Here is a 24,008-nt window from a genome sequence, read left to right on the forward strand (position 1 = left end):
AAATAAGCTTTAATATAATTTATATTTCGTTCTTTAAAAAATTACATTTTAAAAAGCGGTCTATCCTGCATCATGGTTTTCACCTCTTGTTTAACGGCTTCCAACTCGCTATCATTATCAATATTGGTAATAACACGCTCAACAAACTCTACTATTTTAGGCATATCCTCTTCTACAAGTCCACGGGTAGTAACTGCAGCCGTACCAATTCTAATTCCGGAAGTTACAAAAGGAGATTTATCGTCAAAAGGCACCATATTTTTATTTACGGTAATTTCGGCTTTAGTTAAGGCCTCCTCTGCTTCTTTTCCGCTTACATCTTTATTTCTAAGATCTATAAGCATACAATGGTTGTCGGTTCCGCCAGAAATAACTTTATATCCTTTTTCAACAAAACTTTGCGCTAATTTTGCAGCATTCTTTTTCATCTGCACAGCATAATGCAAAAACTCATCGGTAAGAGCTTCACCAAAAGCTATGGCTTTAGCGGCTATAATATGTTCTAAAGGCCCACCCTGATTTCCTGGAAAAATTCCGCTGTTTAATAGGGTAGACATTTTTTTAAGCTTTCCGTTTTTAAGTTTTTGACCAAATGGATTATCAAAATCTTTTCCCATCATAATAATTCCGCCACGCGGCCCACGAAGGGTTTTATGTGTGGTAGAGGTTACGATATGACAGTGTGGTATTGGGTCACTAATTAAACCTTTAGCGATTAAACCGGCAGGATGCGCAATATCAGCCATTAAGATAGCCCCTACACTATCTGCAATCTCTCTAAATCTTTTATAATCTATATCTCTTGAATATGCAGAAGCACCGGCAATAATCATTTTAGGCTGTTCTTTTTCTGCAATTTCAGCAACCTTATCGTAGTCTATAAGTCCGGTTTCTTTATCTACACCATAAAACACAGGGCTGTAAAGTTTTCCTGAGAAGTTTACAGGAGAACCATGAGTTAAATGCCCACCGTGAGACAGGTCAAAACCTAAAAATTTATCTCCCGGGTTTAAGCAAGTATGAAAAACTGCAGTATTTGCTTGTGAGCCAGAGTGTGGTTGCACATTGGCATATTCGGCATTAAATAACTCTTTCAACCTATCTATGGCCAATTGTTCCACTTTATCAACCACTTCACAACCGCCATAATAGCGTTTGCCCGGGTAGCCCTCAGCATATTTATTGGTTAAAACAGATCCAGCAGCTTCCAAAACCTGTTCACTAACAAAGTTTTCACTGGCAATTAACTCAAGTCCATTAAGTTGGCGCTCTTTTTCTTCCGCTATTAAATTAAATATTTGGGTGTCTCGTTGCATCACAAAAGTTTACGTTAAATATTCCTCAAAAGTAATAAATACATTCGGTTAATAACAGGAAAATAATATATTTGAAATCATTAGATTTCTTAATAAAAACAGAAAAACATGCCTATTACAGCTAACGACCCAAATAGAAAAACCTGGTTGGAAACTTCGGAAACCACCGATTTCCCTATTCAGAATATTCCTTTTGGGGTATTCCTAACCCGGGACGATGTAATAACTATTGGCTCCCGTATTGGAGACTTTGCTATAGATCTTGGTGCTTTGCACCAGTTGGGTTATTTTGATGGAATTCCGTTAACCGACGATATATTTTTACAGGATACGCTTAATGATTTTATTTCTGACGGAAAAAAAACCTGGCGCCTGGTTCGTAACCGAATTGCTGAAATTTTTGATGCGAACAATGAAAAATTAAGAGACAATCAGGAACATAGAAACCGCGTTCTTTTTACGCTTGATGAGATTGAAATGCAAATGCCGGTTCAGGTTGGCGATTACACCGATTTCTACTCAAGCAAAGAACATGCTACCAATGTAGGAACTATGTTTCGCGATCCAGATAATGCCTTATTACCAAACTGGCTACATATTCCGGTAGGTTACCACGGCAGGAGTTCTTCTATTATACCTAGCGGTATTCCTGTTCACAGACCAAAAGGACAAACCAAACCAAAAGATTCTGACACTCCTGTTTTTGGACCATCAAAAAGAGTAGATTTTGAGGTAGAAATGGCTTTTATTACTACTGATGCCAACCCACTTGGTGAACCAATCCCAATCGATGAGGCCGAAGAATATATCTTTGGAATGGTATTATTTAACGACTGGAGTGCAAGAGATATACAAACCTGGGAGTATGTACCTTTAGGTCCGTTTTTGGCCAAGAATTTTGCATCTTCCATCTCTCCCTGGATTGTTACTTTAGATGCACTGGAACCTTTTAGAACAGAAGGCCCAAAACCAGAAAAAGAATTATTCCCTTACCTGCAAAGTACAGGAAAGAGAAGCTTTGATATTAATCTTGAGGTTTCCTTGAAGCCCGAGCATTCTGAAGAGAACCTATTGGCAAAAACTAATTTCAAGAATATGTATTGGAATATGAGTCAGCAGCTAGCCCACCACACCGTTAACGGTTGCCCGGTAAATTCTGGAGATATGATGGCTTCGGGAACCATTTCGGGAAAAACCCCAGATAGTTATGGCTCTATGCTAGAACTCACCTGGAAAGGCGAGAAACCAATTAAGCTTAAAGATGGTAGTGAACGTAAATTTATTGAAGACCACGATACCATTATTATGCGTGGGTATTGCGAAAGCAAAGGCCGAAGAATAGGTTTTGGAGAGGTAAGCAGCAAATTACTTCCCGTATTTGAGCCTAAGAAAAAATAGATTTCTTACATCTAATTTATAAAAAAAGCTGTTTGAAAAGTTATTTTAACGTCATCCTGAACTTGTTTCAGGATATAACTTGAGGGAATTAATACAAGTTAGAAGCTGAAATAAATTCAGCTTGACGCCGATAAAACTTTTCAAACAGCTTTATATATTTAATGAAGTGCCACTTATTACAACAAGCCTCAAAACTTATATCCTACTTTCTCTTATCAGTCTTTTCCTTTTGAACCCCATCCATAAATTCCCGTTCTTCACGGGAACTGGCCTTCCCTGAATTTTTAGAAGAACTCCTGTCTTTTTCTTTCTTTAAAGTCTTCCCTGAATCCTTTTCTTTTTGTTTAAGATCACGAAACTCTCGTTGCTCTCTATCTTTATCTTCCTGTTTTAAGGACTTCCAGTTTTCTTCCAGCTTTCGTATATCTTCTTTTTTTGCCTTCATAACACATTATTTATTATTCAACAGTAAAAGGTACAAAGGCAAATGCGTCCAGCTTAAATTAAAACAACTTTTAACAGGATTTTATACTCTTAGTCGAGCTCCTTTAATATTGAAGCATCAATATCCTGGTGAGAAGCGTGATGAACAACCTTCTCATTCCGCAAAACAATAAACTGCGGGCTCTCGTGGTGTACGCTTAATTCATTAGCAACAGCGTTAGAAATCTCACGATCCTTAATTAGGTCTAAAAAATATAATTTCACCTCTTCATTTTCCTCATACTCCCTTTCAAATGTTCTAAGCACCATATTACTAATACCACAGCGTGTAGAATGTTTAAATATCCCCACAAGCTTATCTTTAGATTCCTCCATGGCTATCGTTATTTGATCTTTATCGGTTAATTTGGTCCAGGGAAAGCTCGTCACCTTACTGGTCTCCCCGCCATCACTTTTAAATAATTTATCTAATAATCCCATAGTTAATTTTCTTTCGTATAAAATTAATTCTTAATAAATTTAATCTGCTCTTCATTTCAAAATTATTTTCAGAATTTTAACCTAAGTGTCAATTTGGCGTTAATTTTAAAATAAAATCAGTCATTTTGTCTTAATATTTTAATGGTATATCAATTGCTTTACTCATTCAAAAAACAACGACTATGAATTTCAATAATTTTACCATAAAATCACAGGAAGCCATTCAGCAGGCTCAGCAGCTTGCGCAAGAGATGGGGCATCAACAAATTGAAAATGAGCATATTTTTAAAGCAATAAGTATTGTAGACGAAAATGTAGCTCCATTTTTATTGAAAAAGCTAAATATTAATGTCAACCTATTTAACGATATTCTGGATAAAACCTTACAGAGTTTTCCAAAAGTTAGTGGGGGCGATATAGTGCTTTCGCGGGAAGCGGGAAAAGCCGTGAATGAAGCATCTACTATTGCAAAAAAAATGAAAGATGAATATGTTTCTATAGAACATCTTATTTTGGCCATTTTTAAATCTTCAAGCAAAGTAGCGCAAATTTTAAAAGACCAGGGAGCGACTGAGAAATCTTTAAAAGCAGCCATTGAAGAATTGCGAAAAGGCGACAGGGTGACTTCACAAAGCGCCGAAGACACCTACAATTCTTTAGATAAATATGCCAATAACCTAAACCAAATGGCCGAAGAGGGAAAACTTGACCCCGTTATTGGCCGGGACGAAGAAATTAGAAGAATCTTGCAAATCCTTTCCCGAAGAACCAAAAACAACCCAATGTTGGTTGGAGAACCGGGAACAGGTAAAACAGCCATTGCCGAAGGTTTAGCACATAGAATTATTGCCGGGGATGTTCCCGATAACTTAAAAGACAAAGTGATTTACAACCTGGATATGGGAGCACTTATTGCCGGTGCAAAATATAAAGGTGAATTTGAAGAACGACTTAAAGCCGTAATTAAGGAAGTTACCTCCAGCGATGGCAATATTGTACTTTTTATAGACGAAATACATACCCTGGTAGGCGCCGGCGGTGGGCAGGGAGCCATGGATGCGGCCAACATTTTAAAACCTGCTTTGGCAAGAGGAGAATTAAGAGCCATTGGTGCCACTACCTTAGATGAATATCAAAAGTATTTTGAAAAAGATAAAGCTCTGGAAAGAAGGTTTCAAAAGGTTACTGTAGACGAACCCGATACCGAAAGTGCCATTTCTATTTTACGAGGTATTAAAGAAAAATATGAAACACATCATAAGGTTAGAATTAAAGATGAGGCCATTATCGCTGCTGTAGAGCTATCGAAACGCTATATCACCAACCGATTTCTGCCCGATAAAGCCATAGATTTAATGGACGAAGCTGCATCTAAATTACGGATGGAAATCAATTCTAAACCGGAAGAATTAGACGTTTTAGATAGGCGAATTATGCAACTGGAAATTGAAATTGAGGCTATTAAACGTGAGAAAGATGAAGCTAAATTAAAAATGCTTCGGGCTGAATTAGCTAATTTAAAAGAAGATAGAAACGAATTAAATGCGCGTTGGCAAAATGAAAAAGGTGTGGTAGACAATATTCAGAATTTAAAATCTGAAATTGAAAACTATAAACTGGAAGCAGAACGTGCCGAGCGTGAAGGTGATTATGGAAAAGTAGCTGAAATTCGTTACGGTAAAATAAAAGAAGCCCAGGAAAAACTGGAAAAACTGCAAGAAACCGTAGCCGAAAATCAAAATGAAAAATCCCTAATCCAGGAAGAAGTAACCAACGAAGATATTGCCGAAGTGGTAGCTAAATGGACCGGTATCCCGGTAACCAAAATGTTACAAACCGACCGTGAAAAATTACTAAAACTGGAAGACGAATTGCATAAGCGGGTGGTTGGACAAAACGAAGCTATAATCGCTGTAAGTGATGCGGTTAGAAGAAGCCGGGCCGGTTTACAAGATCAAAAAAGGCCTATTGGTTCTTTCCTATTCCTAGGAACAACAGGCGTGGGAAAAACCGAATTGGCAAAAGCCCTGGCCGAATATTTATTTGATGACGAATCGGCAATGACCCGTATTGATATGAGCGAATATCAGGAAAGGCATTCTGTGAGCAGGTTGGTGGGAGCGCCTCCGGGATATGTTGGTTATGATGAGGGAGGCCAGCTTACCGAAGCTGTTCGAAGAAAACCCTACTCTGTAGTGCTTTTAGATGAAATTGAAAAAGCCCATCCTGATACCTTTAATATTTTACTGCAGGTACTGGATGAAGGAAGGTTAACCGATAACAAAGGACGCCTGGCAGATTTTAAAAACACCATTATTATTATGACTTCTAATATGGGAAGCCATATTATCCAGGAGAAATACGAAAATATAAAAGACCTGGATACCGCTATGGAGGCTGCAAAAACTGAAGTATTGGGCTTGCTGAAACAAAATGTAAGACCCGAGTTTATTAATAGGATAGACGATATTATTATGTTTAGCCCGTTAACCCAACAGGATATCAAGAAAATTGTTTCCTTGCAGCTTAAAGGTGTTAAGAAAATGCTTGAAAAACAGCATATTATTTTGGATGCAACAGAAGAAGCCATTAGTTTTCTGGCCAGTCGGGGCTTTGATCCCCAGTTTGGTGCCAGACCTGTAAAAAGGGTTGTTCAGCGGGAAGTTTTAAATAAATTATCTAAAGAAATTCTCTCTGGAACTATTAAAACCGATAGTATTATTCTGTTAGATGAATTTAACGATGAGTTGGTATTTAGAAATGAAACCAATCCGGTAGAGACAACGTAAACTACCTCGGGGAAAGCCCAAGAGGTATTTGTTGGAAACAAATTTTTAATTTCGAGGCAAGCCTTGAGGCATTACGACCTTTGGGCGATGCCACTAAACCTTAAATTATTGAGCAAAAAAAGGCCGGGAAAATTTTCCCGGCCTTTTCCTTTTTCATAGGTGCAAATTACATCTTATCAATTTCTTCTTTCAGTTCTTCTTTGGTCTTACCGGTTTTTTCCTGTAAACGACCTAACATCTCATCAAACTTTCCTTCGGTATAAGTGGTATCATCATCGGTCACCTGGCCATATTTTTGTTTAAATTGACCTCTTACTTGTTTCCACTTTCCTTCTAATTGATCCTCATTCATAATAATTGGTTTTAGGTGTTAATTATAAAACTAAGTTACAATACGATGTTTGGGTAAACTCTCAAGAAACTCCCATAGTTCTCTTAAGGATTTGTTATTTTTGGAGCCAAAAATCTTTTGATGAAAAAATTCATTTTATTAATACTTTCTCTTGGTATTTTTAGCTGCGGCTCCACAAAAAAACTAGACAATTCTTCTATAAAACTCAGCTATTTAGACGATTTTGTACTACCCCAAAACCTTGAGGTTAATGGAAGCCTGGTAGGCGGACTTTCGGGTATAGATTACCACCAGGGCGACTATTACCTGGTCTGTGACCAGCCTTCTAATCCAAGAATCTACAAGGCAAAAATCCCATTTACAAACAGGTCTATAGACACTGTTATTATCACAGAAGCTATTTATTTAAATAAAGAAGAAGCATTTTATAAAGAGCACACTCCAGATTTAGAAGGCATTCGTTTTGACGCCGAAAGTAAATCGCTTATACTTTCTTCTGAAGGTTCCATTCAAAATGCCAAAGATCCTTCTGTTTTTAATATTTCTACCGAAGGCAATTTTATTTCGACCTACGAAATCCCTGAGTATTTTAAAGCTTTTGGAGAACAAAAACCAAGAAATAATGGTGTTTTTGAAGGTATTGCCAGAAGCTCTGATAAAACCGGGTATTGGGTTGCCATGGAACTTCCATTGGAAAAAGATGGGCCAAAGCCGAAAATTTACCCAACCAATTCTCCTGTTAGAATCACGAAATTCAATAAACAATCTATGTTGCCGGTTAGCCAGTTCGCCTATAAATTAGACCGAATTTCAAAACTTCCCATTAATTGGTTTGCGGTAAATGGTGTCACTGAAATTCTTGAATATGCAGAAGATAAATTTCTGGTTCTGGAACGCGCTTATTCGGCCGGCTACGGCTCAAATGGAAATACCGTTAGAATCTATGATGTAGATGCCTCAAAAGCGAGCAATACCCTGGAAATTGAAAACCTAAAAAAAGCTGACTATCAGGAAGCTGAAAAAAGATTGATTTTCGATTTTAAATCGATCAAAAACTTTTTAAATCAGGAGATTATAGATAATATTGAAGGAATGAGCTTTGGGCCTGAATTGCCTAACGAAAAAAAATCTTTAATCCTGGTTTCAGACGATAATTTTAGTAGTTTTAGTAAGCAAATTACTCAATTTATTCTTTTAGAACTGGAAATCGATTAAGTTATGAAACCTTACTTTTTAATACTAAGCCTACTATTTTTTAGTTCCTGTAATTTTGGAGACGAAGAGACTTCAGAAATTATGGACAATACCGTTGATCCTTCAGAAAAGATCACTACCTATTATTTTATTAGGCATACTGAAAAGGATACTACCAATGCTGCAAATAAAGACCCCGAACTAACTGAAGCAGGTATAAAACGTACTAAAAATTGGGTAAATACTTTTAAAGATATAGATTTCGACCTCATTTATAGTTCAGATTATAAGCGTACTTTAAATACGGCCAAACCAATTGCAGAAAGTAAAAACATAGACGTCAAATTCTATGATACGCAAAAGTTAAACGACCGGGATTTTCAGAAACAAACAAAAAACAAAACGGTATTAGTGGTAGGCCACAGCAATCTTAACCCGGAATGGGTAAATTATATTTTAGGAAAGAAAAAATACCAACAATTGGACGAAAGCGTTTATGGCAGCCTTTTTATAGTCACTATTCATCCAAACGGTGAGCGCACTGTACAAGTTTTATATATTGATTAAAATAGAAAAGACTTCTATATTTTATTTATTAGCAACACCAGATTCATAAAAAAGACCGGAAAATAATTCCGGTCTTTTTTATGAATTGAAATATTTTACTTTGATTGTATAAATTAGCCAATTTGATAATTCCTATGCTGCAATTATCCTTTTAAAATATTTATTGCCTTGGCATTTACAAATTCTTTAAGTCCGAAACCACCGTGTTCACGACCATAACCGGAATCTTTCACCCCTCCAAAAGGCATATTTGGCTGTGCCAGCCCAAAAGAATTGATAAACACCATCCCGGTATCAAAATGCTTTTTGGCCAGCTCTACAGCCTTTTCTTCATCTTCAGAAAAGATTCCGCCTCCAAGTCCAAATTGGCTATCGTTTGCTATTCGCATGGCATCTTCATCATTTTTTGCTTTAATTAAAGAGGCCACCGGGCCAAAAAGCTCATCGTCATAAGCCGGCTGTCCGGGTTTAACATTGGCCAATACGGTAACAGGGTAATAGTAGCCCTCTCCTTCTGGTATATTTCCACCACATAGAACCGCAGCGTCTTTTTTTACACTATCTTCTACCTGTTCATGAAGTTCTTCCCGCAAATCTTTTCTAGCCATAGGCCCTAAATCACTATCTTCATTAGTTGGATCTCCCACTTTAAGGCTTTTCATTTTTTCAACAAAAGCTTCTTTGAATTCATCGTATAGCTTTTCAACTACTATAAAACGTTTTGCAGCTACACAGGTTTCTCCATTATTATACACACGCCCTTTTACGCAGTAGTCTACCGCTTTATCTAAATTGGCATCTTCTAGAACCATATATGCATCGTTTGACCCTAATTCAAGAACGCTTTTCTTTAAGGCTGCACCTGCTTTTTCACCTATTATTTTTCCGGCATCAGGACTTCCGGTTAGAGTAACGCCACGAACAAGCTTATGTTTAATAATAGCATCAGACTGCTCATGGTCTATCAAAATAGTTTTAAAAAGGTTTTTTGGCAAACCAGCTTCATTAAGTATTTTTTCAATTAATAAACCAGTACCGGTAACACTTTCTGCATGTTTTAACAGAACTCCATTTCCGGCCATAAGATTGGCAATAGCATAACGAATAACCTGGTAGGTTGGGAAGTTCCATGGCTGAATTCCATAAATAACGCCTAATGGAGAATAAGTAACTATACCACGACCCCCATCTGGTAATTCGCATTCTTCATCTTTAAGATTATCCGGCCCATTTGCTGCCGTCCATTCACATATACCTATACAAAGATCTATCTCTTGCTCCCCTTGCTTTAGAAGCTTTCCCATTTCAGAGGTCATTAAATTCACCAATTGGTTTTTGTATTCGGCTAACTTTTCTCCAATGGCTTTTATTATTTCAGCTCTTTGTTTTGGAGATTTCAATTTCCATTTCAAAAATGCCTGGTGGCATTGCTCTACGGCATCTTTTGCTTCCTGATCGGTAAAATAATTGTAAGTTTCTAATTCCTGCCCGGTAGCAGGATTCACAGTCTTCAATACTTTCTCTTCCATAACTCTTCAATTTTTAAAAATTAAAGTTAGAAAGAGCAAAAACTAAATAGATGTAATGTGCCGTTAAAGATTTTAAAACAGCAAGTTAATTAATAAGAATTAACATCTAACACCTTATACTGCCCTATTATTCTAAAAGTTCTACCTCTATATTTCTAGTTTCAATTTTAGATAGCAACTCCAATTGCCTGCTCTCATACAGATCATCTAAGGTATCTAAAGGAGTGCTTAGATTGTCCATTTTATAGTTTTCATAATCTACAAAACGTATTCCTTCTATAGTTCGTGGGTTATAGGCCTTTCTAAAACGCAATCCACCTTTATTGACTTCAAAACTATAGGCAAGGTAATCTACGTGATAATTTTTGGTGTCTACCCAATACATGTACACATCTTCATGGTCTTCTCCTCCGCCCTCTTCATCAAAAGTCACTTTAATCTCGTAATACTCTTTATTATCTATACTGTCTTTTCCCATCAACTCTTTGTTCACTGCAGCATCATTTAAACCGAAAGGTAGTTGCACAAAATAGTGAACCGAATTCACCGAATTTGCATAGATAGTTTTCATGGAGTCGGGAAGTTTTACTACGGTATCTTTATAGTACCTTGTAAAACCATTGTTATTTACCACATCTCTATACTGGGCTCCGGTAGAATCAGACATTATTCGTTCCAATTCATAGTCTCCACCCTCGCGTTTACTTCGGTAGCTTCCCTTTCTAAAATCGAAACTAATTTCAGCATTTTTATAACGCTCCCCACCGGCTTTTACAATTGCTTTATCTATAATTTGCTGCGCACTCTCCTGTTCTGTTTCACAAGCATAAATCAATGAGATCACGATAAATCCTAATATGTACTTTTTCATTTCTTTATTATAAATATTTGAAACCAGCAAAGATAATTAAAACCTATATATTGGCAGAAAATGCTAAGCAAGATCATAAAGAAAGCCGCATATCCTTTATAATTAACCCAACATCATAGTCTTGTAATTAAACTTTATAAGATATTTTGTTACGAATTTGATAAACATAGAGGTATTTTCTATAATGCTTCCTATTTTTGTTGATTATGAAGAAGAATACCAATACCATAAATATAAAAAACCGAAAGGCAAGATTTGAATATGAAATTCTGGATAAATACGTGGCCGGGATTAAATTGGCAGGTACCGAAATAAAAGCTATAAGGCAGGGAAAAGCCTCTATTGCCGAGAGTTTTTGTGAATTTCAGGATCACGAATTATATGTGATAAATATGCATGTTGAAGAATACTCTCACGCCACTCATTTTAATCATAACCCAAAAAGCGAACGTAAACTATTATTACAACGTCGCGAATTAAGGAAACTGGAAAAAGAGGTGAGAAACTCGGGACTTACCATTGTTCCTTTACGTGTTTTTATTAACGATCGTGGACTTGCGAAAATGCAAATTGCGCTGGCAAAGGGTAAAAAGCTTTACGACAAACGGGAAACTATAAAAGATAGAGAAAGTAAACGTAAACTAGACAGAATTAAGAAAGAATACAACTAGCTCCCGGATGAGGCCGGCAAAACAAATTTTACCACTCATTGTTTTTTCCCAGTTTTGCTGTACCTCACTTTGGTTTGCCGGGAACGCAGTAATGCCTGAGCTTTACCTCAACTTTAATTTAAACAAAGAAGCGCTTGGACACCTAACCTCTGCGGTACAATTTGGTTTTATTACGGGCACACTCATTTTCGCTTTTCTAAGCCTGGCCGACAGGTTTTCTCCCTCAAAACTGTTTTTTATCTCTGCAGTTTTTGGCGCAATCTTTAATCTGGGAATAATTCTGGACAACAATAATTTAAACAGCTTGCTTTTATTGCGTTTTTTCACCGGATTTTCCCTTGCGGGAATTTATCCTGTTGGAATGAAAATCGCTGCCGATTACTATGATAAAGGCCTGGGGAAATCTCTAGGGTATCTGGTAGGTGCACTGGTTTTGGGAACTGCTTTTCCCCATTTTTTAAAGACTTTTACCGGCACCGAAGAACTACCCTGGCGTTTGGTGATTATTGCAACTTCCTTGTTCGCCTTGCTGGGTGGACTTTTAATTTTGCTTTTTGTTCCCAATGGACCTTTTCGAAAAGCAAAAGGCAAATTTAAATTTAATGCTATTTTTAAGGCTTTTAACAATAAGCCTTTGCGCAGTGCAGCCTTTGGCTATTTTGGCCACATGTGGGAACTCTATACTTTTTGGGCTTTTGTTCCTGTTATCCTAACTGCCTACAAACTTTCATTTCCAACAAGCGATTTTAACATTTCCCTCTGGTCTTTTGTTATTATAGGAATTGGCGGGGTTTCATGTGTTTTAGGAGGCTATATTTCTAAACATTTAGGAGTAAAGAAAACCGCCTCCATAGCTTTACTATTATCAGGTGTCTGTTGCTTACTTTTTCCATTAATTTTTCTGGAGACATCAGCAACAATACTCCTTATATTTTTATGCTTTTGGGGCATCACTGTGGTTGCAGATTCACCTTTATTTTCCACTTTAATAGCCAATAACGCAGTGGCAGAAAATAAAGGCACGGTTCTCACCATTGTTAATTCAATAGGCTTTGTCATTACCATAGTAAATCTGCAATTAATTAACTATTTACATCAAGTTGCACCTGTTTACAGCCTTAGCCTTCTTAGCCTGGGCCCTGCATTTGGCTTATGGAGAATTATAAAGAAAAGTAAATAAAAAAGCAATTATTTTACTTAGTTTTCTATTTTTAAATTCAATTCATCATCATGCATCATAAAATCCTATTTATCCTCCTTATTTTTTCATCATTAAATTTAACTGCCCAAATTACAGGAAAAGTTACCGATACCGAAAATAAGGTACTTCCTTATGTAAATATTTATACCGAAAATGGAAAATTTGGAACTACATCCAATGAAAATGGGATTTACGAATTGAAAATAGATAGTCCCGGAGACTATAACCTGGTTTTTCAGTTTTTAGGTTATCAAACACAGAAAAAGATTATTTCTATTGAAGAGTTCCCCTATCAGCTAAATGTAAGTCTAAAGCCTGAAACCACCACTTTGGATGAGATAAATATTTCTTCAGATAAAAATCTAGCAAATGCAGTTATTAAAAAAGCAATAGAATTTAGGAAGCAAAATGCTAAAAAACTGGAGGCCTATACCGCTAGTTTCTATTCCCGGGGTCTTTGGCGAATTGAAAATGCCCCGGAAAAAATACTCGGGCAGGAAGTTGGCGATCTTGGTGGGGGCCTGGATTCTACCCGAAGCGGAATCGTATATTTAAGCGAAACTATTTCAAAAATTTCTTATAAACGTCCAGATGATTTTAATGAAAAAATTATTGCCTCTAAAGTAAGTGGTGATGATAATGGTTTCAGTTTAAACTCGGCCCAGGAGTCTTACTTTTCATTTTATGAAAACACGATTGAGATTAACAGTGAAATGGTTTCACCTATCGCAGAATATGCTTTTAACTACTATAATTATAAGTTAGTTGGAACTTTTTATGATGAAAACGGGAATCTTATCAATAAAATAAAAGTAAGCCCGAAACGAGAGAAAGATCGCGTATTTTCAGGGTATATCTATATTGTAGAAGATCTATGGCAAATTTTTGGAGTAGAACTACAAACTACCGGTGAGGCCGTACAAGTGCCGCCAATTGAAACACTGGATTTTAAACAGAATTATCGGTTTTCGCAAGAAAATGGTTTTTATATTCAAATTTCCCAAACTGTAGATTTTAAATTTGAAATGTTCGGTATTTCGGGAGATGGCCGGTTTACCGCGATTTACAGCAACTACAATTTTAAACCTGACTTCAATAAAAATAGTTTTAGTAATGAAATCATGTCTTTTGCAGAAGCAGCCAATAAAAAGGATTCAACCTATTGGCAAAAACTGCGTCCGGTACCGCTAACCGATGAAGAAATAAACGATTATGTAAAAAAAGATAGTATTCAAAGCCTTCGAAATTCAAAGCCATATAAAGATTCAATAGATTCAGTGCGGAATAAATTTAACTTAGGCGCTCCGGTGTTTGGTTATTCCTGGCAAGATTCTTTTAAAGAACGTTATTTAAATATAAGCTCCCCTCTAATGGGCACCCATTTTAATACCGTGCAGGGGTGGAATACCTCCAGTACAATTTCTTATAGACAGAATGACGTTAAAAATGAAAACCCCGGTAAATTCTGGCGTTTATTTGCCAGCTTCAATTATGGGTTTAGCGATGAACGCTTTAGGATTAAGGGAGGTTTTCAAAAACAATTTAATAATTACAACAGGCCGGTTTTAAAAATCTCAGGCGGAATTGAAACCGCACAAATTAACGATAGAACTCCAATTTCGGAACGATTAAACGATATTACCAGTATATTTTTTGAACGTAATTACCTTAAACTTTATGAACGCTCTTTCGCTAAAATCGCCTATCAGCAGGAAGTTATTAACGGCATTTACTTTTTTGGCGATATTGGTTATGAAAAGAGAAAACCACTATTTAATAAAACCGGCCAGGTAATTATTGATAATGATGGGGTTGAATACACTTCCAACAATCCCTTACAACCTGAAAATTTTGGGACTTCAGCCTTTAGAGAACATGATTTATTTAAGCTTAAGCTTAGTACCAGAATTAGGTTTGGTCAAAAATATATGAGCTACCCTAGTGGTAAATTCAATGTTTCCAATGAGAAGTACCCAACACTTTATCTGGGTTACGAAAAAGCTTTTGGAGCAAGCCTGGCAACCTATAATTTCGACTATTTTAATGCTTCGGTTACACAACAACTTAACTTGGGGAATAAAGGTGAACTAGCTTATAATTTAAAGGCTGGTGCATTCCTGAATGCTCAAGATATGGCCTTTTTAGATTACAGGCATTTTATAGGAAATCAAACCAGGGTTTATAATGGCTTTACTAATGTTTCCAGGTTTAACCTTCTCCCTTATTATTCATTAAGCACAAATAAAACTTACGCCGAAGTTCACGCCGAACACGATTTTAAAGGATGGGTTTTAGGGAAAATCCCATTTATAAATCGGCTAAATTACAACCTTGTAATTGGTGCCCATGCACTCTATACTGAAGACAGCAAACCTTATTCTGAATATTCGGTTGGAATTGATAATCTTGGTTTTGGAAAATACAGGCTTTTAAGATTAGACTACGTGATTTCCAATAAAGATGGCCAGCGGGAAGCTGCGTTTGTTTTTGGCCTTAAGTTTTTGGGAATTTTGGATTAAAATTTCGGCGAAATAAAACCATGCTAGATTCTGAAACAAGTGCAGGATGACGTATTTTTAAACAAAAAACCTCACAGCTTTTGAACCTGTGAGGTTTTATTAATTAACGCCATTAAGAACAAATTGAAGTAACTTTGCAAGGTTGCTTCATTTCTCAATGACAGCAGAAATCTTTATTCTTCCTCTCCAGAAGTATCTTTTTCTGCTGATGTTTCTTCCTCGGTAGAGAAATCGGTAATACCGTTTTTAATAAGCAGGTTATACCACTGAAATATTTTTTTCAAATCGCTAGCATATACACGATCTACATCATAGTCTGGCAGGATCTCGGCAAAATACTTTTCCAACTCGGCTTTAGAAGACTTATGGTTTATAGTTTCGCCACCATCTTCTTTCTCCTTTATTTTTTCAAATATTTCTGCCAATGGCACTTCTTCGGTATATGTGTAAATGGCAATCTCACTCAACAAACTTACATTATGACGAATATTTACTGCCATTTTTTTTCCGTCAGGAATAGATTTTACAATAAATCCTCCGCGGCTTTGTGCAGTAAGTTCGTATAAACCGGGTTTTCCCGAAATCGCTAATATCTTATCTAATCCCATAGTATATCTTTAATTCCTCGACGAGGTTATTATTTTGTGGGCCTTGGCCCAGCATTATAAATAGTTTTCTAAATAATGTTTTTGTAATCCTATTGTCAGATTTTATTTTTAGGCTGGCAAATATCAGCTGCCAAAACAACTTATCAAAGTGATTAGCCCGGAATATTTATGAGATAACTCATAAATATTTGTAGTTACAAAGCTTCCCCAATATTCCTAATACTCAAGAATAATGTTCAACTAAGCCTGGGGTAACCATCAGGACACGCAACCTTCTCTAAATCTTTAACAATACAATTAACGGCCTTTTTTCATTTCGGGAAAACGCATTTTATACTCAATTTTAATCTTCCCTTTTGAAATATTTGCAAGTTTACTTTTTAGTAAACGCTTTTTTAAACTGGATAGTTTATCGGTAAATAAAATTCCTTCAATATGGTCGTATTCGTGCTGAATAACCCTGGCTGCCAGACCTGTAAAAGTCTCACGATGCTCCTTAAAATTCTCATCCTGGTACTCTATCACTATTTTAGGCTTTCTAAAAACGTCTTCCCTAATTTCAGGAATACTTAAACAGCCTTCGTTAAAAGCCCACTCATCTCCTTCTTCTTCTACAATTTTTGGGTTTATAAAAACTCTTTTTAGTTTTTTGAGTTCTTCCCTCTCCTGTAACTCTAATTCCTCATCTTCTGCAAACGGGCTCGAGTCTACAAGAAACAAACGAATTGGCAGGCCAACTTGTGGTGCCGCTAAGCCTACGCCATAAGCATTATACATAGTTGCCCACATATTTTCTATTAACTCATCCAGTTTTGGATAATCTTCAGAGATATCTTTGCACTTTTTTCGCAAAACCGGATCTCCGTACGCTACAATTGGTAAAATCATTCTTTTTAGAATTTATATTTTATAATGAATAATTTATAATATCATTTCCCGGAATTTTGGTTTCTTACCGCTGTGATTCCAGACGCGATAAAGATTGATGTCAACTCTTTGGCTTCAAATATCAATTCCTTTGAATCTTTCTCATTTAGCAGATCTTCATCTTTCGCGAATTCTATCCAGAAAATACATTTATCAGCTTCTTCAATTACTATTCCTAATTTTGAAATAAAAGCTTTTTTTCATTGCCCTAAACATGCGGCCCTATAATTTGCTGCAACCGAAGTACTACACCTAATTAACTGACCCTCAATATGGCTTCCTAATTTATTTTTTGGAAGATTTATTGCTAGTTTTACGCATTTATGGGCAAAAACATTTGAACGATTAATTAAGTCAGTTTTCATTAAATTAAACAACTTAAATTATAAATTATTCAATAGGCATTATACATTTTAAGCTCACTCATATAAATAAGTCTGCAGGATTATGGTAGCACTAACTTCATCTATAAGCGCTTTATCCCTGCGTTTTTTCTTTTTTACACCGCTATCTATCATAGACTGAAAAGCCATCTTGGAAGTAAAACGTTCGTCTACTCTCTTAAAAGGCATTTCAGGAAATTTTTTACTAAAAATTTTTAAAAACTGCTGAATATAAACTTCTACTGCTGAAGCTGTATCGTCTTTTTGTTTAGGCTCCCCTACCAACACCAGTTCTACTTTTTCCTCTTTAAAATATTTTTCAAGGAACTCCAGAAGCTCTGGGGTTTTTACAGTAGTTAGTCCAGAGGCAATCATTTTAAGCTCATCGCTAACGGCAATACCGGTGCGTTTTGTCCCAAAATCAAGTGCCATAATTCGTGCCATCTTCAAAATTTGCGCAAAGGTAAGGTTTATATTGCTTTAGAACCAAAAATTAGCTTTAAGCTCTTATATTTGCTGAAAATCAAGAATAATATTATGGATCATTTAGAAGCTAAGATCAATGAAGCCTGGGAAAACCGGGATTTACTAAAAGATACAGAAACCATAGCAGCTATACGCGAAGTTGTTTCGCTATTAGACTCGGGGAAGTTAAGAACTGCCGAACCGACTGAAAATGGTTGGAAAGTGAACGAATGGGTTAAAAAGGGCGTGGTGCTTTACTTCCCTATTCAGCAAATGGAGACTTTAGAGGCTGGCATTTTTGAATATCACGATAAAATCCCACTAAAAAATGGTTATAAAGAAAAAGGAATTCGAGTAGTTCCTAACGCGGTTGCAAGACACGGGGCCTATATTTCTAGCGGAGTAATTATGATGCCTAGCTATGTAAATATTGGTGCTTATGTAGACGAAGGTACTATGGTAGATACCTGGGCTACCGTAGGAAGTTGTGCTCAAATTGGCAAAAACGTTCATCTTAGTGGTGGTGTAGGAATTGGAGGGGTTTTAGAACCGCTACAGGCTTCTCCTGTAATTATAGAAGACAACGCCTTTTTAGGTTCTAGGAGTATTGTGGTAGAAGGTGTTAAAGTTGAAAAAGAGGCTGTTTTAGGCGCTAACGTTGTACTTACCGCTTCTACTAAAATTATAGATGTTACCGGCGAAGAGCCTAAAGAAACGAAGGGAATTGTTCCGGCAAGATCGGTGGTTATCCCGGGAAGTTATACCAAAAAATTCCCTGCGGGAGAATTTAATGTTCCCTGTGCTTTAATTATTGGTAAACGTAAAGAATCTACCAATAAAAAGACATCGCTAAACGATGCACTACGTGAGTATGATGTAGCGGTATAAGGTTTTATCTTATAAACTTTGCTGTGAGGCGAGTGAAAAAAACGTATGAAAATACTTATAATTCAGCAAAAAATGATTGGGGATGTGCTCACATCCTCAATCTTATTTGAAGCCCTTCGGAAGAAATATCCGAATGCTGAATTACATTATTTAATTTACCCACACACAAAGCCAGTAGTAGAAAACAATCCATTTATAGATAAGCTTATTGAGTATAAACCAGAGACAGGAAGAAACCCTTTAAAATTTCTAAAGTTTTTGAGTTTTATTCGTAATGAATCTTATTCTACAATAATTGACATTTACTCTAAAATAAGTTCAGGCATTATTACCTACTTTGCAGGGGCACCTAGAAGACTTGGTTTTGATAAAAATTATACCCGACTGTTTTATACAAAAACTTTTAGTTATAAAGAAAATCCCCAAACTAGTGCAGGTCTCGCCATAGAGAACAGAATGCAACTTTTAAAAGGTCTGGATCAGAGCTTTCCTATAGCGCTTAGACCTAAAATTTTTATCTCTCCCAAAGAAAAAGAGACTTTTAGAAAGAAGCTGAAAAAGCAAGGAATAGACATAGACCAACCGGTAATTATGTGCGGTGTACTGGGAAGTTCCACCACAAAATCTTATCCTAAAGCTTATATGGCATTTTTATTGGATAAAATTGTAAAACAAATACCAGAAGCGCAGATATTATTTAACTATTTGCCGATGCAAAATGCTGAAGCAAAAAAAATTTACAACCTGTGCAGTCCCCAAACCCAATCGTGTATTTTTCTTGATATTTATGAAAACTCATTAAAAGGCTTTATACTTAACGCGGCTAATTGTGATCTTTATTTTGGAAATGAAGGTGGAGCTGCCAATATTATGAAAGCACTGGGTATACCAGGTTTCTCTATACACTCCCCAATTGTAAAAAAGAATTATTGGGCGATTTATGAAGATAATGTAAAACAGGTTTCAATACATTTGGAGGACTTCGAACCACATCTTTTCAAAAACAATACACCCCGCTTCAGCAAACTTAAAAATGACAGGTTATATCAAAAATTAAATCCCGAGCTCATGGAATTAAAATTAAGTGAGTTTTTAAAAAACCTCAACATATGAATTATCGGTTTCTTATTTATATCAGTTATACCTATGCTTTTCCAATTGGTGAGCCCCTGGAAGAAGAAATTAAAAAACGTGGATACCAGGTAAAATGGTTTGCTGATGAACCGGAAACCAAAAAGAAATTTAGTAAAGATAAGCTTGTGTTAGATGATATTCACCAGGCCATTGATTACAACCCCCATATTATTTTAAGTATTACCAACAGTATAGCCGATTTTCTCCCGGGTTTAAAAGTACAGGTATTTCATGGGATTGCCCCCAGTAAACGTAATTTTAAAAAGGGGCACTTTAGAATTCGCGGATTTTTCGATCTATATTCAACTCAAGGACCGTTTACTACACAACCTTTTAAAGAGTTGCAGAAAAAATATAGACACTTTGAAGTAGTAGAAACCGGTTGGCCCAAATTGGATCCCCTGTTTCCGCTAGAAGAAATTCCGCGGGAAAAACCTAGTATCTTAATTTCCTCTACCTTTAGTAAAAAACTGAGTTTAGCCTATAATGATGATGTGATAGAGGAAATAAAACGCATTTCGAAAAAAGGAAATTGGAATTTTAAAGTAGTGCTCCACCCAAAAATTCCGCAGGAACGTGTTCAAAAATTTATAGACATACAGGGGAAAAACCTCACCTATTACGATACTACAGATTTGATCCCTTTATTTCGAGAAAGCGATGTACTGTTTGCCGATTCTACCTCTGTAGTAACTGAATTTTTGCTTCAAGAAAAACCGGTAGTAACTTTTAGAAATTCACAACCCGGAAAACACTTACTAAATATCACCCAGGTTGAAAAAATTGAAAGCGCAATAGAAAATGCACTTGATCCTGATGTGAATTTACTTGAAGAAATCCAGGAATTTAATAAAAACATGCACCCCTATAAAGATGGCAAGTCTAGCGCGCGCTTAATAGATGCATCAATAAAATTTCTACATGCCGATAAAAGTCATTTAAAACCTAAACCCTTAAATATTATACGAAAGCTAAAAGTTCGCAAAAACCTTAATTTCTATCCTTTAAAGACTTACCGAAAACCACCTACAATTAAATAGCGCTTAAGTGATTTTAACGTATTAAATTTGCTACTTTTTTTTTGAATATTATAATTTAGCATTTAAACAAAAGGTAAATTAATCCTTATTTTTCAGTGAATAATTCAAATTAAAACCTAAATTACCAGGTTAAATTTTCAAAGAATGAAAGAATCTCTAGAAGATATTCCCGTTGATGCCGTTATAACATGGGTAGATGGCGACGACAAAAATTGGCAAAAAAAAATTAATAATTATTCTAAATCTCCTATAAATTTCTCCTCTAAAAAACACTTAAAAAGATACAATTCAATTGGGGAAATTGATATGGCTATTAAATCTATAATCAAATTTGCGCCTTTTATTAGGAATATTTTTTTAGTAACCGATAATCAATCGCCCGAATCTTTTGATCACCTAAAATCATTAGCTCAAAAGAAAGGTATGAACTTAGAACTGGTAGATCACGAAATTATTTTTAGGGGATTTGAAGAATACCTCCCCACCTTTAACTCGTGTTCTATTATATCTATGTTGTATAGAATCCCCAACTTATCTGAGCACTTTGTTATTTTTAATGATGATACTTTTGTAATGAAAGAAGTCTCTGTAGATGATTTTTTTATTAATGGAGAACCTATCATAAGAGGTAAATGGCAAGACTTCAATGAAAACAAAAAATTACGAAAATCATATCATGAATTTTTAAACTTCCTGGATGTTTCTACAAAAAAGGATAAAATCAGTTTTAAAAAACTACAACAAAACAGCGCCAAATTGGCGAAAATGGATAAATATGTTAGACGATTTCATACTCCGGTTAGTGTAAGAAAATCAACTCTAACAAATTTTTTTAAAGAAGATTCTTTACTTAGAAACAATATTCAACACAGATTTAGAAATCCAAATCAATTTCTGCTATCTTCCTTATCTGAGCATCTGGAAATTAAGAATAACACTTACCATTATCGTAGTTACTCGCAGTTAACTTACTTTAGATCATATAAAAACCTATCGTCAACAAAACTAAAATTGAAATGGTTTGAAAAAAACCAAAAGAAACTTTTTCTCACCTTTCAAACCCTGGATATGGCCAATGACGAAATATTAAATTATATTTTACTTTGGATAAAAAAGCGATTAAGTGAAAGCTAAGATGTTCCCTGGTAACAAGCCTTGAAGCATTAAATCCAGATTATGGAGTAAATTAGAGAAGTTCCTGTGCTTTATTTAATTCAGGTATTTCTATAAAGCCCTATAGCCGCTTTAATTTTTTTGTAAACTTCTTTGCTAATTAACTTTACCCTATTTTTAAAACTTAATAATCGCCATGAATTAAAACTCACTAAACTTTTAAAGATTTCTGTTGTTCGGGTTTTAGAAATATTAAAATCATAGATTTTTTCAGGGTTTATATTTCCATATCCCCAAAATCTATTCACTTTATTTTTAGAATGAATTATACTTAACCAGAGTCTTTGATTTTTTATTCTAACCAGATTTTTTTCATATTTCCAGGAGCCATGACGATTTCGAAACCAAACAGTTTTAAAATCATCTTTCTTTTCTATAAGACTAATAAATGGATTATTTAATTTTCTTAAAGCACCCAAACGGGTATTTTTACCGGTTTCTAAAGTATAACCATCAATTATATCAAGCGCTTGATGCTCTTGTTTATTAAAATAACTTTGCACAACATCTATATAATTCTGGTGAATACAATCGTCGTTATCTAGCCGTGAGGTTATTATATATTCCTGGGAATCAAGATTACTAATAGTTTTTACAATTTCGGGAAGGAAATTTTTCATACCGTCAATAAAAACGGGAACAAAATTTTCGTAGTCACTTTTGTAATCTACTACCTTCTGTTTATAGATTTCAGGAGTATTAATATCAAAAAAAACCAACCACTTAAAGTTTTGATTAGTTTGGTTTTTTACCGATGCAAAACAATAATTCTCGAATAAATCAAAACGCTCCTCTAACCATTCATCAGTTAGCACTTCTTCATTATTTTTTGTAGTAGTCCAGTCTTTCGCTCTTAAATTGAAGCGAGTAACAATATAGTGCTGAAACATTATTCTAAATTATAAATGACTATTTTAAACTTAAAACATCACCTCGTTTTATTGAGCTAAACATTTTAATTTTATTCATAACTCTCCTAAAAAAATAATTCATTTCTTATTGGAAGAGCTTACTTTAAACTTTGGTTAATACTACAAAAAAACTCTAAGATTTCTTGATGTTATTTAATTGAAAATATCAATTCCAAAACTTTAGAACAAGAACCTTAATTTTATATTCGCTTATTTAATTCCGACAAAATTTTTAAACCTTTGCTTCAGTTCCCTATTCTTAGCCCTTTTTACAAAAAAAGAATGGGCAAAAAACCACATTTTTTTAAAGACTTCGGTTTCCGACTTTTCTATGAGTTCTGCATATTCATCGGCCATAATTTCAATCTTTTCATTATCGGGAGTAAGCCTGGCAAAATTTTTCATCCGCTCGGTAAAATTAAGCGGTTTAAAATTCATTCTATTTAAATCTACCAGGTAAAACTTATAATCGCCGTTATTTAGCTGAATTAAAGTGTTACCGGGGCTATGGTCCAAAAACTCAATATTATTTTCATGAAGTTTAAAGGTGAAACGGGTAAAAGCACGTAAAATATCTTCGTGGCCGGGTATTGTCAAATCTAAATCCCTAAATGTAAGATCATAATCTAAATGCTCGCTGATATAAAAACTTTTAGTAAGAGCTCCCTTAACAACTTCTTCAGCAAAAGCAATAGGCTTAGGGGTTCCAATTCCTTTTTTAATAAGTTTTTCTGCATATTTAAACGAGCGCTCAGCTTTAGATTCCCTAAAAAGTACATACACATACCTGTTAATGAAGTTAGGCTGTTTAAAAGATTTGATATTGAATTTCTCCCCCTCTTTTTCAATTATTTTAATATGATTTCTGCGATGTTTTTTTCCTGCAAAAAACGACTGCCCAATAGCATTAAAATTCAACAGAATTTCTTCGATGTTCTTCTTGGATAATTTATGATATTTTGAAATGAAAATCTTCATCAACAAATAAAGTTAAAGCTATTAATAATAACACCATCCCCGAATTAGACCGAAAGATTAGCTAAATATCGCAGTGTAAATTAGTATTTTTACCACCGCATTAAGGCTTGACTAATCAAAAACTTAAGTTTTTAATAATCGACAAATATAAACATTGCAGCAACGAATAA

Annotated in this window: 23 protein-coding genes; 11 read left to right on the forward strand and 12 right to left on the reverse strand. The window is 35.3% G+C overall.

Translation table 11 applies throughout. The annotated features are described in order from the left end of the window. Positions 1-41: 41 nt before the first annotated feature. Positions 42-1,316 carry a serine hydroxymethyltransferase gene (locus tag I6U50_RS07710; RefSeq protein WP_198629472.1) on the reverse strand — a complete coding sequence of 425 codons (1,275 nt, stop codon included), beginning with the start codon at positions 1,314-1,316 and terminating at the stop codon, positions 42-44. 108 nt (positions 1,317-1,424) lie between these two features. On the opposite strand from I6U50_RS07710, the gene fahA reads away from it, so the two are divergent. After that, complete coding sequence (gene fahA / locus I6U50_RS07715) at positions 1,425-2,714, forward strand: fumarylacetoacetase (RefSeq protein ID WP_198638426.1); 1,290 nt, start codon at positions 1,425-1,427, stop codon at positions 2,712-2,714. Between the two features lie 202 nt (positions 2,715-2,916). Here the strand turns inward: fahA and I6U50_RS07720 are convergent, their stop codons facing one another. Both I6U50_RS07720 and ytxJ read right to left on the reverse strand, forming a co-directional pair. After that, on the reverse strand, positions 2,917-3,159 hold the full coding sequence (locus I6U50_RS07720; RefSeq protein WP_198638427.1) for a hypothetical protein: 243 nt from the start codon (positions 3,157-3,159) through the stop codon (positions 2,917-2,919). A gap of 89 nt (positions 3,160-3,248) precedes the next feature. Further along, positions 3,249-3,638, reverse strand: a complete 390-nt coding sequence (ytxJ, locus tag I6U50_RS07725) for a bacillithiol system redox-active protein YtxJ (protein WP_198638428.1) — start codon at positions 3,636-3,638, stop codon at positions 3,249-3,251. Between the two features lie 182 nt (positions 3,639-3,820). Here ytxJ and clpB point away from each other — a divergent pair, with 182 nt between their 5' ends. Next, positions 3,821-6,427: an ATP-dependent chaperone ClpB gene (clpB, locus tag I6U50_RS07730; protein ID WP_193710983.1), complete on the forward strand. Its 2,607-nt coding sequence runs from the start codon at positions 3,821-3,823 to the stop codon at positions 6,425-6,427. Between the two features lie 166 nt (positions 6,428-6,593). Here the strand turns inward: clpB and I6U50_RS07735 are convergent, their stop codons facing one another. Then, positions 6,594-6,779, reverse strand: a complete 186-nt coding sequence (locus tag I6U50_RS07735; RefSeq protein ID WP_198629623.1) for a CsbD family protein — start codon at positions 6,777-6,779, stop codon at positions 6,594-6,596. 120 nt (positions 6,780-6,899) lie between these two features. Between I6U50_RS07735 and I6U50_RS07740 the strand changes: the two genes are divergently transcribed. Then, entirely contained in the window at positions 6,900-7,994 is a 1,095-nt protein-coding gene (locus I6U50_RS07740) for an esterase-like activity of phytase family protein (RefSeq protein ID WP_198638429.1), read from the forward strand. 3 nt (positions 7,995-7,997) lie between these two features. Beyond that, the gene (locus I6U50_RS07745) at positions 7,998-8,540 is read left to right on the forward strand and encodes a phosphoglycerate mutase family protein (protein ID WP_198638430.1); all 543 of its coding nucleotides are present in this window, start codon (positions 7,998-8,000) and stop codon (positions 8,538-8,540) included. 143 nt (positions 8,541-8,683) lie between these two features. On the opposite strand, the gene I6U50_RS07750 is transcribed toward I6U50_RS07745, so the two are convergent. Both I6U50_RS07750 and I6U50_RS07755 read right to left on the reverse strand, forming a co-directional pair. Then, positions 8,684-10,069, reverse strand: a complete 1,386-nt coding sequence (locus I6U50_RS07750; protein ID WP_198638431.1) for an NAD-dependent succinate-semialdehyde dehydrogenase — start codon at positions 10,067-10,069, stop codon at positions 8,684-8,686. Between the two features lie 127 nt (positions 10,070-10,196). Continuing rightward, positions 10,197-10,940 carry a DUF6503 family protein gene (locus I6U50_RS07755; protein WP_198629619.1) on the reverse strand — a complete coding sequence of 248 codons (744 nt, stop codon included), beginning with the start codon at positions 10,938-10,940 and terminating at the stop codon, positions 10,197-10,199. A gap of 206 nt (positions 10,941-11,146) precedes the next feature. On the opposite strand from I6U50_RS07755, the gene smpB reads away from it, so the two are divergent. From smpB to I6U50_RS07770, 3 genes are read left to right on the forward strand one after another with little or no spacing between them, the layout of a single operon-like run. Next, on the forward strand, positions 11,147-11,611 hold the full coding sequence (gene smpB, locus I6U50_RS07760; RefSeq protein WP_193710989.1) for an SsrA-binding protein SmpB: 465 nt from the start codon (positions 11,147-11,149) through the stop codon (positions 11,609-11,611). A 7-nt stretch (positions 11,612-11,618) separates the two neighbouring features. After that, a complete protein-coding gene (locus tag I6U50_RS07765; protein ID WP_198638432.1) occupies positions 11,619-12,791 on the forward strand; it encodes an MFS transporter in 1,173 nt (390 codons plus the stop codon). Between the two features lie 50 nt (positions 12,792-12,841). Continuing rightward, positions 12,842-15,331, forward strand: a complete 2,490-nt coding sequence (locus I6U50_RS07770; RefSeq protein ID WP_198638433.1) for a DUF5686 and carboxypeptidase regulatory-like domain-containing protein — start codon at positions 12,842-12,844, stop codon at positions 15,329-15,331. 173 nt (positions 15,332-15,504) lie between these two features. Here I6U50_RS07770 and I6U50_RS07775 read toward each other — a convergent pair whose 3' ends face one another. From I6U50_RS07775 to ruvX, 4 genes are all read right to left on the reverse strand, one after another. Continuing rightward, complete coding sequence (locus I6U50_RS07775; RefSeq protein WP_193710992.1) at positions 15,505-15,939, reverse strand: DUF5606 family protein; 435 nt, start codon at positions 15,937-15,939, stop codon at positions 15,505-15,507. A gap of 297 nt (positions 15,940-16,236) precedes the next feature. Further along, positions 16,237-16,827, reverse strand: coding sequence for a peptide deformylase (gene def / locus I6U50_RS07780; protein WP_193710993.1), 591 nt, complete (start codon positions 16,825-16,827; stop codon positions 16,237-16,239). Between the two features lie 239 nt (positions 16,828-17,066). Continuing rightward, positions 17,067-17,231, reverse strand: coding sequence for a four helix bundle protein (locus I6U50_RS16160; RefSeq protein WP_198638434.1), 165 nt, complete (start codon positions 17,229-17,231; stop codon positions 17,067-17,069). 54 nt (positions 17,232-17,285) lie between these two features. Continuing rightward, positions 17,286-17,693: a Holliday junction resolvase RuvX gene (ruvX, locus tag I6U50_RS07795; protein ID WP_079721323.1), complete on the reverse strand. Its 408-nt coding sequence runs from the start codon at positions 17,691-17,693 to the stop codon at positions 17,286-17,288. Positions 17,694-17,786: 93 nt separating this feature from the next. On the opposite strand from ruvX, the gene I6U50_RS07800 reads away from it, so the two are divergent. The 4 genes from I6U50_RS07800 to I6U50_RS07815 all read left to right on the forward strand — a co-directional run bounded on the left by I6U50_RS07800 (position 17,787) and on the right by I6U50_RS07815 (position 21,910). Further along, on the forward strand, positions 17,787-18,602 hold the full coding sequence (locus I6U50_RS07800; RefSeq protein ID WP_198638435.1) for a 2,3,4,5-tetrahydropyridine-2,6-dicarboxylate N-succinyltransferase: 816 nt from the start codon (positions 17,787-17,789) through the stop codon (positions 18,600-18,602). 45 nt (positions 18,603-18,647) lie between these two features. Next, a complete protein-coding gene (locus I6U50_RS07805; RefSeq protein WP_198638436.1) occupies positions 18,648-19,715 on the forward strand; it encodes a glycosyltransferase family 9 protein in 1,068 nt (355 codons plus the stop codon). Continuing rightward, positions 19,712-20,776: a CDP-glycerol glycerophosphotransferase family protein gene (locus I6U50_RS07810; protein ID WP_198638437.1), complete on the forward strand. Its 1,065-nt coding sequence runs from the start codon at positions 19,712-19,714 to the stop codon at positions 20,774-20,776. Before I6U50_RS07805 ends, I6U50_RS07810 begins: the two co-directional genes overlap by 4 nt. A gap of 144 nt (positions 20,777-20,920) precedes the next feature. Next, positions 20,921-21,910 (forward strand): Stealth CR1 domain-containing protein, encoded by a 990-nt coding sequence (locus tag I6U50_RS07815; RefSeq protein ID WP_198638438.1) that lies wholly within the window; start codon positions 20,921-20,923, stop codon positions 21,908-21,910. An 80-nt stretch (positions 21,911-21,990) separates the two neighbouring features. Here I6U50_RS07815 and I6U50_RS07820 read toward each other — a convergent pair whose 3' ends face one another. Together I6U50_RS07820 and I6U50_RS07825 are read right to left on the reverse strand one after the other, a co-directional pair. After that, positions 21,991-22,839 carry a glycosyltransferase gene (locus I6U50_RS07820; RefSeq protein ID WP_198638439.1) on the reverse strand — a complete coding sequence of 283 codons (849 nt, stop codon included), beginning with the start codon at positions 22,837-22,839 and terminating at the stop codon, positions 21,991-21,993. 231 nt (positions 22,840-23,070) lie between these two features. Further along, entirely contained in the window at positions 23,071-23,838 is a 768-nt protein-coding gene (locus I6U50_RS07825; protein ID WP_198629275.1) for a lipopolysaccharide kinase InaA family protein, read from the reverse strand. Positions 23,839-24,008 lie beyond the last annotated feature (170 nt).

It is taken from the genome of Salegentibacter maritimus (assembly GCF_016236975.1).
GTDB classification, from domain to species: domain Bacteria; phylum Bacteroidota; class Bacteroidia; order Flavobacteriales; family Flavobacteriaceae; genus Salegentibacter; species Salegentibacter maritimus.